This is a genomic window from Chitinophaga sp. W3I9 (assembly GCF_050434025.1).
In the GTDB taxonomy this organism is placed as follows: Bacteria; Bacteroidota; Bacteroidia; order Chitinophagales; family Chitinophagaceae; genus Chitinophaga.
In genome coordinates, this window is record NZ_JBNPWC010000001.1 from 374,398 (window position 1) to 387,857 (window position 13,460).

Sequence of the window (13,460 nt, forward strand, 5' to 3'; positions counted from 1 at the left end):
GACGAAAAAAAATATCTTAAAAAGGAGATGAAAGCGGAGCAGGATTACTCCGCCTGCCTGTTTTTTATGTACCTCCTCAAATAATCTTTATACTGCCGCATAAAAAAACCCGGTCTGTTTAAAACGGACCGGGTCATATAACGTTAACGTATACACTACGTCAAGACATACCTCGTCCGTTTAGCATTAATTGAATTAATGCTATCTCTAAACCATTTACTGCGGCGGATTTGAATCCGTTCTGTCATTCCCGGTAAATTCATCATTCCAATAAATCGATAACAAAAAAGCCCGGATCCAAGGACCCGGGCTGCTGTTATACTTACAAATATTTTTTATCTACCTGTAATCATAAAACGCCCGGAATCCGCTGCCATCTTGCTCTGAGCAAGGTGTTGCGTTGTCCATATATAGATTAATGCGTTTCATGTTTATCAATTTGTTTATTATCAATTTTAACGATGCAAAGATAACAGGATATATTTTGAATTTGCAAATTTTTAACAAAATATTTTCAACTATTTTATTTATGTTTTTTTGATTTTCGAAATCTGAAGCAATGTCAATGATCTGCAGCAGGTCACAAAATATAAGCGCAATAAAAAGCCGGAAGTGATAAACTTCCGGCTGTAGTTATGATCAGGATTAACAAAAACAGATGGTGGTGGTCGACCTAAGTTATATTAACACCGCGCTTTCTTCGAATTCCTTCTGAAGGCGCTGCATCTGACGGATATGCCGTTCGATATGCTTGGTGAGGAAATAGATATACTGATAGATGTCCAGCTTGCCCAGTTGATTTACAGACATGTTAGTGAACACCAGCACTCCTTCACCGTTTTTCAGTAAAGACAGGTTGTACATGCACTGTGCATACTGTTGCTTCAGGAGGGCTTTTACTTCCTGCATATTTTTAAGTCCGGTAGGTTCCATATGTTCAGGTCTTACCCAACCAAAGGATTTGCTGCCGATGACATCTATTTGTTCTAATTTATTGGCATAATCTGCCGGGAGTATCACGGAGTGGCCGGTTTTCTTACGTTCCAGCGCCCGGCGGGTACTCTTATTGATGATCAGCAGCAAAAAGTAATTGGTGAGCGTAATATGCTCCAGTACTTCCCGTATGCTCCATTGATCACGGTCTGGTTTGAAATCCAGTAATGCCGGTTCTTTTTCAAACCACTGATCCAACTCCCTGAAATTGGTGAGTAAGGCCTCTCTTACAACTTGAATAACGTTTCTCATCATCTAACGTTTTTGGGATTATGCACTTTACTTCTTTGCTAATCAAACGGGTTAGCGCATAACATCTTTGAATAAATATTTTGTTTGCCATTTTTATGCCGGATTTGGCCACAAAAAAACCCGGCCGTATTTACGGACCGGGATAAATAATGTAGAGGGGTTATCTCACATTATCGCATACCTTGTCCGTATGGCTTTTTTAAGGCAAAGCCATTCCGTTTACGCCATGAGGCGCATTTTTCTTGCATTACAGTTATCGCTTGAAATTCTTTCAATGTCGTCATTTCATTACTGCTTCAAAAGCAAAAAGTCCCACACTTTTCTCTAGTGCGGGACTCTTGTTTATATCGTTTGATAACTTTTCGTTCGTTAACAATCGGTGCAACATGCCCGCATTCTGGCCTTGACCTGCTTGTGTTGGCAGGCCATCGCTGAAATCTCGTATGTTGATATAAGTTGCACAGTTATTTTTGTTCTTGAAGCAAAGGTAATTTTTATTTTTTTTATTACACAAAAAAACACCCTACTTTTTTCCCAGACTTAACAATTAGTTTAAAGTGCAACTACATATCATTGATAATCAGAACAGGCTTAATTGTGAATTCGGCCGGCGGAAGGCTGCTGTATTGAATTCGAAGCGTTCCTGGTTCAAGCCATTCTTCTTTGTATGAATTTTAAACTGCTGCTTTATGAGGTCCGCAATGTTGCCTTCTCCCCTCATTCTCCGTCCAAAGTCGCTGTCATTCACCTTTCCCCCGTGCATACTTTCTATATGGTGCCATACTTTATCTGCCCGGTCGGGGAAGTTTTTATAGAGCCAGTCGTTGAAAATGATCTTCACCGCATCGTTGAGCCGCACTACCGTATACCCTGCATATTTAGCGCCATTGGCTGCTGCAGCTTCCAGCAGGCGGGGAATTTCATGGTCATTGAGTCCCGGGATGAGCGGGGCCGTCATAACGCCAACGGGTATCCCAAGATCACTCAGCTCCTTCACCACCTTTAGCCGTTGCGCCGCCGTAGCGGTACGGGGCTCCATTTTCTGCCGCAGGTCTTCCTGCAACGTGGTGATAGACAGGTACACGCATACCAGGTTATCCTGTGCCAGCTGCTGTAACAGGTAACGATCCCGTAATACCAGCGAGTTTTTAGTAATGATCCCTATGGGCTGTTTGTATTCCAGCGCCACCTCCAGCAACTGCCGGGTAAGCCACATCTTGCGTTCTACCGGCTGATAGCAGTCCGTATTCCCCGAAAGGGAAATCGGCTTGGGGTCCCACTTTTTATTATCCAGGAACCTGCGCAGCAGTTCCGGGGCGTTATGTTTTACAATAATCTTTCTTTCAAAATCCAAACCCGCGCTCAAACCCCAATACTGGTGGGAGTTACGGGCATAACAGTAAATGCAGCCATGTTCGCAGCCCTGGTAGGGGTTCATGGAATACCACATCCCCACATCCGGACTGTCCACCTTATTCACGAGATTTTTCGCATGTTCCTCGAACACCTGGGTAGGTACATCTGCCTGCCACCATTCATCAATGCCTTCGGCATGCTCCTGCGCATATTCATCTGCCAGGTATTTATTCTTGGGATTAATCTGTGCTCCGCGCCCTTTATAGTATGGATTTTCCGGTGCGCCCTCCTGGAATGGCAAAGTCATAGACTAAATATTTTAGTAAAAATACTAAAATATTTAGGATTTAAATAATTTCCATTTGCTTCATCAGGAAAGTGGCATTTTTATTCCTTGCAATACCCTCCCGGATGCGGTAGTCGAAAAACAAACGGTTGTCCTGTATAGTGCTTTCAAAACAATAATTCCTGATCTGGTGCGGATAAGCCGATTCCAGCTGCCCCAGTTCCAGGTCGTGCGTAGCAATCATGCCCAGGCAGTTATATTGCAGGAAATGCTCAATCAGGCTGCGCGAGCCCGATAATTTATCTTCAGAATTGGTGCCTTTGAGAATTTCATCTAACAAAATAAAAACCCGCGCACCGGTTTTCAGGTGATGGATAATATGCTGTAACCGCAGCAACTCTGCCTGGAAATAGGAAGTATGACTGGCAATCGAATCCTTGATTCGCATGGAAGTCATGATACGCATAGGGCTGAATACAAAACGGTCCGCACACACTGGAGCGCCGCACATAGCCAGCAACAGGTTGGAGCCTACGCTCCGCAGGAAGGTACTTTTACCGGACATATTGGACCCGGTAATGATCAGGAAATGATCTTTACGGCCAGTGGCGCCGTCATTCTTTACGCATTCATTGGCCGGGATCAACGGATGCCCCAGTGCCGTAGCCTCCAGGACACGACCTTCCGCCTGCGGCGCCGGCCACGAAAATTCCGGATGATTAAAGGCGTAGGTAGCCAGGCTGTTCCACACTTCCAGCTGGGTAATCACATCAAACCACCCGGTAATGTGCTGCTTATGCTGTTTCTTCCACCGTTCCAAACGCAGGATGCAATGGAGGTCGTACAGCATCAGGGAGTTAAGCCCCAGCGCAACCAAAAGGTTCAGCCGCTGATCAAAGGCATTACATATTTTGGATAGCTGCCGCAATGCTACATCGGCCTCTTTCGCCTTATCCTGCTGTTGCTGCAGTAAAGCGGATTTCCTGAAACTGCCGTTTTTTATAAGATGTAATAAGACAGAAAACTTATCCAGTATCCTTTCCTTATGCGAAATCAATACATATTGCGTCATGATCTTTTTCTGACTAGCGCCCAGCAGCAACCAGTTTAACATGATCAGTATCAACAACAGGTAATATTTCCCGGTGATAGCATAATACACAATGGAGCCGGTTACCAGCAAAGGACTCAGCCAGATAACCACATTTATAAATTTGTTGTGCAGAAAGTGGAAAGGCATTTCCAGCCATGCACGGATCTCGCGACGATCGCTTTCCTCTTCTTTCGCCAGCATGGCATTGGCAGTAAGCAGCTGCCGGAACTCCAGTTCCGGTGTAAGTACCTGCAAAGCCTCCTGTGTGGCCAGAATAGCCGGGGCATCTTCAAGCGGGTCACGCAGCGCAGCCGCCAGCTGGCGTCTGCCGGACAATGTACCCGTGCGGTTAATATGCTGAAAAACAGAAGATGGCCCAAAAACATCGAGGTCGCTGCTGAAATCATGGCTGTCGTCCACGAACTCATTCCCGTCGTCAAAAGCCGATTGCCCGGTAGTGACCAACTGCCACTCCTTCTCATTCAACTCCAGCAGGGATTTAAAAAGCTGCAGCTTCTGCTGCGCTTTGGAATACCATATCAGCAACACTATAAACGCAAGCATACCGGCAGCTGTTACCAGCAGCCATGGCGCTTCCCAGCCGCTCCGGATAAAAAACACGATGCCGGCTACCATCACCAGGAAACTGGCCAGCCGGGCCCATGAAAGGCTGGCGGTTAATCGCTTCTCTTTTTTTATCGCTTCCCGGAACTGGTGAATCCTTTGCTGGTAAATATCTGCTGGCGTCATTTATCTGGTATTAATAACTAAAAAAATCAGGGATTTCATGATGTATGTTCGCAATATATTGAACATAAACCACAAAATCCCTGGTAGAAATAACTGGATTATTTATGCGTATTGTCTCTTCAGCAGATCAGGATACTCCTGGCTTACCTTCAGGATCAGTTCACCAAAGAGTGTATTCACCCAGGCAAACCACGGACGGGTAAATTTAGAGGGATCATCCTTGTGATAAGATTCATGAATAAAGCCGGTTTCACCGTCGGTATTGCGCAAGGTTTTAATACAGGAAGCTATTTCCTCCTTATCATGACTGGTCAACGCCCGCATGATAATACTCATTGGCCAGATATAGTCGTTGCCGGTATGCGGGCTGCCTACCCCATCGCCATATTTACCCCTGTAAAACCAGGGCTGGAAATTACTCCATACAAAGTGCCGGGATGCCTGGTACAACGGATCGTCAATGCCGGTATATCCCAGGTAAGGAATAGACAGGAGACTGGGCACATTGGTATCATCGAGGAATAAACGGTTTCCGAAACCATCTACCTCAAAACCATACATCATACCTAACTTAGGATGCTCCACAATGGCATGCGCCTTAATAGCACGGTCTACCTCATCAGCCAGCGCCGTACATTCGTGCGCAAAGGCCGCATCTTTATATATTGTTTCACTGATTTCCGCCAGCTGACGCAGGGATACCACGGCAAACATGTTGGACGGAATCAGGAAAGGAAATACTGTAGCATCGTCTGAAGGACGGAATATAGAAACGATCAGTCCCACCGGAGAAATAGGATTCCCCCAGCCTCCGTTGGCAACAGTATCTGATTGTACAGGTGAATTACGCTGAAATTTGTAAGGACCGTGGCCGTCTTTACGCTGCTGCTCCTTAAATGTTTTCACGATGAGCTGCGCCGCCTGTTTGTATTTATCATCGAAGGGGGTATTATCCCCGCTGATTTTCCAGTAATTATAAGACAATCGCACCGGGTAACACAGGGAATCAATCTCCCATTTGCGTTCATGCAGCTCCGGCTTCATGGTGGTCAGATCTTTATCCCATTCGCTGCCGGTAGGGCCTTCATTAAAGGCGTTGGCATACGGATCAATGAGGATACATTTCGTTTGACGGTTGATAACGCCCACCACCATTTCTTTCAGTTTCGCATCATCCTTTACCAGTGGCAGGTAAGGCCATACCTGGGCAGAAGAGTCGCGCAGCCACATGGCGTTGATATCACCGGTGATCACGAAAGTATCGGGCCGGCCGTTTTCTTTCTTAAAGTTAACCGTTGTATCGAGCGTGTTAGGGAAACAGTTTTCGAACAGCCATCCCAATTTGGTATCCGCAATCTGGGACTTTACCTTGATAATTGTCTTTTCCACCGCTTCGCTGGTGAATTTCCGCTTTGCCAGGGGCGGACGTTGGGAGGTATACCCATTCCAGCCAAATACGGTTTTGGGCAATCCAAGCCCAACAACGCCTGCTACCAGGGCGCCGTTCTTAAGAAAATCTCTCCTTGCAACCATAACGTTTTTGAATTTAGGAAACCCTAAAATAGAAAAGTTTTGTGGATTTGCTTAATCGATTTATCAATCGTCCTCATCTTCGGCAGCCGGCAACTCAAAAAAGCGCTCTTCCCGGCGCCGGCATCCGTATTACATATTTCTTCTGTACTGCCCTCCTACTTCATACAGTGCATGCGTGATTTGCCCCAATGAGCAATGCTTCACTGTTTCCATCAGCTCTGCAAAGAGGTTGCCATTGCTGACCGCTACCTGCTGCAATTGCTTAAGTGCAGCAGCGCTCTTATGCTGGTGCCTTTGCTGGAAAGCTTCGAGGGTATGGATCTGGAATTCCTTTTCTTCTGTAGTAGAGCGGATCACTTCTGCCGGAATAATGGTAGGGGAGCCGTTTTTATTCAGGAAGGTATTTACGCCGACGATCGGGAATTCGCCGGTATGCTTCAGCGATTCATAGTACAGGCTTTCTTCCTGTATTTTGTTGCGCTGGTACATTCTTTCCATGGCGCCTAATACGCCGCCACGTTCGGTGATGCGGTTGAATTCCGTTAGCACGGCTTCTTCCACCAGATCGGTGAGTTCCTCAATAAAAAATGCTCCCTGTACGGGGTTTTCGTTTTTAGCAGTACCTAGTTCACGGTTAATGATGAGCTGTATAGCCATTGCCCTTCTCACACTTTCTTCTGTAGGTGTGGTGATGGCTTCATCATAGGCGTTGGTATGCAGGGAATTACAGTTATCGTAAATCGCGTACAGCGCCTGCAAGGTGGTACGGATATCGTTAAAATCAATTTCCTGCGCGTGTAAACTGCGACCGGAAGTTTGAATGTGATACTTCAGTTTCTGGGAGCGGTCGTTTCCTTTGTATTTATACTTGATAGCCTTAGCCCAGATACGGCGGGCCACACGGCCAATCACCGCATACTCAGGGTCCATCCCATTGCTGAAGAAGAACGACAGATTAGGCGCGAAGTCATCGATGTTCATGCCGCGGCTCAGGTAATACTCCACATAGGTAAAACCGTTTGCCAGGGTAAACGCCAGCTGGGTGATAGGATTGGCGCCGGCTTCTGCAATGTGGTAGCCGGAAATGCTGACGGAATAGAAGTTGCGTACCTTTTGGGTAATAAAATATTCCTGTACATCGCCCATCAGTTTTAATGCAAATTCTGTAGAGAAGATACAGGTGTTTTGTGCCTGGTCTTCCTTCAGGATATCCGCCTGCACGGTGCCACGAACAGTGCTGAGGGCATGTGCCCTGATCTTTTCATACACGTCTTTATCCAGTACCTCTTCTCCCGAAATTCCCAACAGCTGCAAACCCAAACCATCGTTACCGGCGGGCAGGTCGCCGCTGTAATGCGGCAGCGGATGATCTTTGAATTTAGTTTTAATGAGGGCCTTTACTTTTTCTGCAAGCCCCTGCTCCTTGATATATTTTTCACATTGCTGATCAATGGCGGCATTCATGAAAAACGCCAGCAGTATGGGCGCCGGGCCGTTGATGGTCATGGATACCGACGTTTTCGGATCGCAGAGATCGAAACCGCTGTATAATTTTTTAGCGTCGTCTACTGTGGCAATGCTCACACCGGAGTTACCCACTTTACCATAAATATCGGGGCGTATTGCCGGATCTTCACCGTAAAGGGTAACGCTGTCGAATGCAGTAGACAGCCGCTTTGCCGGCTGGTCGAGTGATACGTAATGGAATCGTTTATTCGTCCTTTCCGGACCGCCTTCCCCGGCAAACATGCGCGTAGGATCCTCTCCTTCGCGTTTCAGCGGGAACACACCCGCTGCGTATGGAAATTCACCAGGCAGGTTTTCTGTGAGCTGCCAGCGGAGAATATCGCCCCAGTCTTTATATTTAGGCAGCGACACCTTCGGAATACGGCTGTGGCTGAGGCTTTCGCTGTACAGCGGCAGTTTGATTACTTTGTCCCTTACCTGGAATTCGTAAAAATCGGCGGTATATTTCTCTACCAGCGCAGGCCATTCCTCCACGAGTTTTTTACACCCGGGATGTAATGATTTTTCCAGGTGGGCTTTAATGTCGGCCAGTGCAGCGGCTGATGCCGGCTGCAGCGCCATCACGCCTTGTACCTGGTATAGTTGTGTAGCGAGTGTACATTGTTCATCCACCCATTTGCTGTAATCGCCGATGGCTTCTGAAATCTCTGCCAGGTAGCGTACCCTTGCCGGGGGGATGATCTGTGATTTGGTAGAAGTGGATTTAATGCTTTCATGCGCCATAGGGCCAAAGCTGGCCCCGGTTTTCTCTTCCACTTTTTCCATTACTTTTTCAAACAGCAGGTTGATGCCTGCGTCGTTGAACTGGGAAGCAATAGAGCCTACTACCGGCAATTCTTCTTCCTTGGCGTTCCAGAGGTTATGGTTACGCTTATATTGTTTACGCACATCGTGCAGGGCATCCAGTGCGCCGGCTTTATCAAATTTGTTGATGGCAATCACGTCGGCATAGTCCAGCATGTTGATCTTCTCCAGCTGGGAAGCGGCGCCGTACTCTGGTGTCATCACATACAGCGATACATCGCAGTAATCGGTGATAGCCGTATCGCTCTGGCCAATACCGGATGTTTCGAGGATAATAAAATCGTAGGCGGCCAGTTTGCAGATATCGATGGCTTCCTGGATATGTTCGCTGATGGCTTTATCGCTTTCACGGGTTGCCAGTGAGCGCATATAGGCACGCGGATGGTGGATGGCATTCATCCGGATCCTGTCGCCCAGCAATGCGCCGCCGGTCTTCTTCTTGGAAGGGTCTACGGAAATTACAGCCACCGTTTTATCGGTAGTGTGATTCAGGTAGCGGCGCACCAGTTCATCTGTTACGCTACTTTTCCCGGCGCCACCTGTTCCGGTGATACCGAGTACAGGAGATTTTTCCGGATCTGCCGCTGTGTGGGTAATGTGTGTGCCGGCAGTTTCATCTACAGTAACAGCGGTTCTTGTTTTTTGCCCGGTGAGCATAGCTACCGGCATATCGTTTTCTGCCAGGCTGATGGCCCTCGCGATGATCTTAGGATTTTTATCTGCCTGCAGCTGCGGGATATCTTCCACACCGGCGCCGGCAGTTAATGGCTTGATAGCGAAATCGCACTGACTAATCAGATCCTCAATCATACCTTCCAATCCCATTTGCCGGCCATCGTCCGGTGAATAAAGGCGTGCAATGCCATAGGCATGCAGTTCGGCTATTTCTACCGGGAGAATGGTACCACCGCCGCCGCCAAAGATTTTGATATGGCCGCAACCTTTTTCCTGGAGCAGGTCGTACATGTATTTAAAAAATTCCACGTGGCCTCCCTGGTAGGAGGTGACGGCGATTCCCTGCGCGTCTTCCTGGATGGCACAGTCTACAATTTCAGCTGCAGAACGGTTATGCCCCAGGTGAATTACCTCGGCTCCCTTTGCCTGCATAATGCGCCGCATAATATTAATGGCCGCATCATGCCCGTCGAATAAAGCTGCCGCTGTTACAATGCGAACCTTATGTTGTGGTGTATAAGACATATCAATTACCGGATTTTTGACCAGGGTTTCATGCTTCCTGCATGAAATCCACGAAGAATGCAAGTTACGGAAAAAGCAGCTGAACTGCCGGTATAGCGCGGGTTTACCCAGAATTAGAATTGATTGAACAGCTACCGGATCTTATTGCAAAATATTTAACCGATCCCCGATCGGGTTAGTATTTCCCTAAAACAACTTTCCCCTGTACATTACCTGTACAAGGGAAAGCATAAAGTAAGACACAAGGCATTAATGCTTAGCGGTCTTCTGTTTCATAACGTGGAACTATAAAATCAAACTAATGATAAATGATTTATAGCTTTTCAAACTTATTAAATGGAACTTCTACATACGGAAATAAACAAACGAAAAATTGCTTTTGGCGAACAAGTTAAATTTTGGTTTTATAACGATTATTGTTTGCTTCTAAGATGTGTATATCTTACACAATCTTACTTAAAGTTTTGTTAAAAACCAACTTTTTTTTCTATTTAGATAGAAAATTAACCTGGCTGTTTTTTGACAGACACAGGCCATCGCAAATCCTTCGTGACAAAGGATTTCAACCTCATTCAAATTAACAGGAATACAAGAGAATGCAAAAGTGAAGGAGAAAAAAATACCAGATCGTCATCATTAGAAGCCTATTCCTAGATAGCGCTTCTTTCTTTGGTCATATTTGTCGAAATTGAATTTATAGAGCTTTGCCGGACGATGAGGCACATCTTCCTCTTCTTCATTCAAATCCATCAGTAAGTCCATCGACAAAAACTTTTTTCTGAAATTACGGCGGTCCAGTTCCATATCCAGGATCGCCTCGTACAGGTTCTGCAATTCGCGGAGGGAAAACTTGCGGGGCAACAGGTTAAAGCCGATAGGCTGCACCAGCACCTGCTGCTTCAGCCGCTCATGGCAGGTATCCAGGATCTGCTTATGATCAAAGGCCATTTCACGCAGTTCCTTTACACTGTGCCAGTGCAATTCGTTATTACTCATCTTCAATTCCACATGCTCAATATTCACCAGTGAATAGTAGGCGACAGTAATCACCCTGCCTGCAGGATGACGCTCCACCGCCCCAAAGGTTTGTACCTGCTCCATGTATACGTTATCCAGCCCGGTGCGCGCCTTAAGCACCCGGTAAGCTGCTTCATCCAGCTCTTCCTCCGGCCGTACAATGTCGCCCAGCAACGACCACTTACCCTTAAACTCTTTGAGATCCGATTCTATCAACAGTACTTTCAACTCGTCGTTGTTGAACCCGAAAATGACGCAGTCGACAGAAATGGCTACCTTGAAATAATCCTTTATTTCAACAAGGTGCGTGTTGATGTTCTTGGTGTACATAGACATCATAAAGACGTGGAATTACAGTAAAACTCAGTTTATCAATAACACGCGGAACTATATCCAAATGAAAGAAAAAAATATCACATTTAAAACAAAAGTGCCCGGATTTTTTTCAACAGATATCTCTAACCTGAAAGATAAGTTTAAATTTACGGCTCAGTTATATCAATTATGTACACAAAGGAGATAGAAATAACCCTGACGCAGCTGGCCAAACAACTGCTCAGCCATTTAAAGCAGGAACAACTGCTGCAATCCATTGATGAAACCCTGGATGCCCTTCGCCGTGTAATCAGTTATAACGACTGGCGTTACTACGTGGAAAGTGAACCCGTGATCAGCGACTATGAATACGACCAGTTGTACGCCTGGCTGAAAAAACTCGAACTGGAAAATCCTGACCTCGTTACATCAGACTCCCCCACCCAGCGGGTAGCACAAGGCCTCACCAAAGAATTCATTACGGTACCTCACCTGGTACCCATGCTCAGCCTCGAAAACTCCTACAATGCAGACGACCTGCTGGACTGGGACCGTAAAGCTCGTGAAAGCGCCCGCCTTACCGAAATTGAATATTGCGTTGAACCCAAGTTCGATGGCGCCAGTATTTCACTCATTTATGAAGACGACCGGCTGACACGTGGCGCCACCCGCGGCGATGGCGTAGCAGGAGAAGACATCACCACCAATATCAAACAGATCCGCTCCATCCCGTTGTCTGCCTCCTTCTCAAAATATGGCATTCACCAGATAGAAATACGCGGGGAAGTACTCATTAATAAAAACACTTTCAAAGCCTTTAACGATAAACGTATTGCTGACAACCTCCCCCCGCTGGCCAACCCGCGCAATGCGGCCTCCGGCTCACTGCGGATGGTAGATCCCAATGAAGTGGCCAAACGCGGACTGGAAGCCTTCCTGTATCACATGAGCTATCATAACATGAATACCGGGACAACAGAACCGGATGCGCTCAAAACACATAGCGGCACACTGGAGCTGTTATCCACACTCGGTTTCCGCAGTCCTGCCAAAGAAAAGAAAGTGATAAAAGGCATACAAGGTGTTATCGACTACGTATTAAAATTTGAAACCGAACGGGATAACCTGCCTTATGAAATAGATGGCATGGTGATCAAAGTAAATGACTATGACCTGCAGGACAGGCTGGGTATGACCACCCATCACCCGCGTTGGGCCATCGCCTATAAATTTAAAGCACGGCAGGCCACCAGTAAGCTCCGCAGCGTGGAGTTCCAGGTAGGCCGTACCGGCTCTGTTACTCCCGTGGCAAAAATTGACCCCGTACCCATTGGTGGGGTAACCGTTGGATCTATTTCCCTTTTCAATGAGGAAGTAATTAAAGAGAAAGATCTCAAACTCGGGGATACCGTGCTGGTAGAAAGAGCCGGAGACGTAATTCCTTACATCGTGAAGTCCGTAGCCGACCTGCGCGACGGCAGCGAACAGGAAATCATTTTCCCTACCCGCTGCCCCGTATGTCATGATAAACTCGTAAAGCCGGAAGGCGAAGCCGTTTGGCGCTGCACCAATATCAACTGCGAAGCACAGGTGGTAGAAAGAATGATCCACTTTGTGAGCAAAGACGCCATGGATATTAAAAGCTTCGGCGAAAGTAATGTGCGCAAATTCTTTTTATTAGGACTCCTGAAAGATATACCCGGTATTTATGAATTGGATTTTGAGAAGATAGGCGCGCTGGAAGGCTTTGGTAAAAAATCACTGACCAACCTCCAATCCGCTATTGAGCAATCCAAAACACAGCCGCTGCACCGCCTGATATTCGGGCTCGGCATCCGGTACGTTGGAGAAACAACCGCTAAAACACTGGCCAATGCAGTGAACCATATCATGGACCTCCAAAACTGGACAGAAGAACAGATCCTGGCGCTGGAAGATATAGGACCTAAAGTAGCGGGCTCCATCCGGTTGTTCTTCGCCAACAATGATAACATCGAAATGCTGAACAGGCTGGCAGCGTTGGGTATCAGCATGACCAATACGAAAAAGGAAGCGCATGCGCCGGGTCACCTCAACGGACAAACGTTTTTGTTTACCGGCACCCTTCATAAGCTGAAACGCACCGAGGCAGAGGAAATGGTAGAACAGGAAGGCGGTAAAATAGTGAGCGGCGTGAGCAGCAAACTCAACTACCTGGTAGTAGGCGATGATGCCGGCAGTAAACTGGAAAAGGCCAAGAAAATTAATACGATTAAGATCCTGTCGGAAGATGAGTTCCTGGCAATGATCAACAAATAATTATCAGCCTTTGGTTGCTTTGCAATTAAAGGCTGA

7 protein-coding genes are annotated in these 13,460 nt (G+C 46.8%); 1 reads left to right on the forward strand and 6 read right to left on the reverse strand.

Annotated elements, in window-relative coordinates; all coding sequences use genetic code 11:
• Positions 1–678: 678 nt before the first annotated feature.
• The 6 genes from QFZ51_RS01665 to QFZ51_RS01690 all read right to left on the reverse strand — a co-directional run bounded on the left by QFZ51_RS01665 (position 679) and on the right by QFZ51_RS01690 (position 11,150).
• Positions 679–1,245 carry a DinB family protein gene (locus QFZ51_RS01665; protein WP_200817306.1) on the reverse strand — a complete coding sequence of 189 codons (567 nt, stop codon included), beginning with the start codon at positions 1,243–1,245 and terminating at the stop codon, positions 679–681.
• 580 nt (positions 1,246–1,825) lie between these two features.
• A complete protein-coding gene (locus QFZ51_RS01670) occupies positions 1,826–2,908 on the reverse strand; it encodes a PA0069 family radical SAM protein (RefSeq protein WP_429042553.1) in 1,083 nt (360 codons plus the stop codon).
• 40 nt (positions 2,909–2,948) lie between these two features.
• Positions 2,949–4,730 (reverse strand): MutS-related protein, encoded by a 1,782-nt coding sequence (locus QFZ51_RS01675; RefSeq protein WP_429042556.1) that lies wholly within the window; start codon positions 4,728–4,730, stop codon positions 2,949–2,951.
• Positions 4,731–4,832: 102 nt separating this feature from the next.
• Positions 4,833–6,263 carry a glycoside hydrolase family 125 protein gene (locus tag QFZ51_RS01680; RefSeq protein ID WP_370908577.1) on the reverse strand — a complete coding sequence of 477 codons (1,431 nt, stop codon included), beginning with the start codon at positions 6,261–6,263 and terminating at the stop codon, positions 4,833–4,835.
• A 129-nt stretch (positions 6,264–6,392) separates the two neighbouring features.
• Complete coding sequence (locus QFZ51_RS01685; RefSeq protein ID WP_429042559.1) at positions 6,393–9,794, reverse strand: methylmalonyl-CoA mutase family protein; 3,402 nt, start codon at positions 9,792–9,794, stop codon at positions 6,393–6,395.
• A gap of 636 nt (positions 9,795–10,430) precedes the next feature.
• Positions 10,431–11,150: an NUDIX hydrolase gene (locus tag QFZ51_RS01690; protein WP_370908580.1), complete on the reverse strand. Its 720-nt coding sequence runs from the start codon at positions 11,148–11,150 to the stop codon at positions 10,431–10,433.
• A 165-nt stretch (positions 11,151–11,315) separates the two neighbouring features.
• On the opposite strand from QFZ51_RS01690, the gene ligA reads away from it, so the two are divergent.
• Positions 11,316–13,424 carry an NAD-dependent DNA ligase LigA gene (gene ligA, locus QFZ51_RS01695; protein WP_429042561.1) on the forward strand — a complete coding sequence of 703 codons (2,109 nt, stop codon included), beginning with the start codon at positions 11,316–11,318 and terminating at the stop codon, positions 13,422–13,424.
• Positions 13,425–13,460: the final 36 nt, after the last annotated feature.

Coding starts and splice junctions, on each gene's coding strand:
- ligA (WP_429042561.1), top strand. CDS start 11,316: ATGTACACAAAGGAGATAGAAATAACCCTGACGCAGCTGGCCAAACAA.
- QFZ51_RS01690 (WP_370908580.1), bottom strand. CDS start 11,150: ATGATGTCTATGTACACCAAGAACATCAACACGCACCTTGTTGAAATA.
- QFZ51_RS01670 (WP_429042553.1), bottom strand. CDS start 2,908: ATGACTTTGCCATTCCAGGAGGGCGCACCGGAAAATCCATACTATAAA.
- QFZ51_RS01685 (WP_429042559.1), bottom strand. CDS start 9,794: ATGTCTTATACACCACAACATAAGGTTCGCATTGTAACAGCGGCAGCT.
- QFZ51_RS01665 (WP_200817306.1), bottom strand. CDS start 1,245: ATGAGAAACGTTATTCAAGTTGTAAGAGAGGCCTTACTCACCAATTTC.
- QFZ51_RS01675 (WP_429042556.1), bottom strand. CDS start 4,730: ATGACGCCAGCAGATATTTACCAGCAAAGGATTCACCAGTTCCGGGAA.
- QFZ51_RS01680 (WP_370908577.1), bottom strand. CDS start 6,263: ATGGTTGCAAGGAGAGATTTTCTTAAGAACGGCGCCCTGGTAGCAGGC.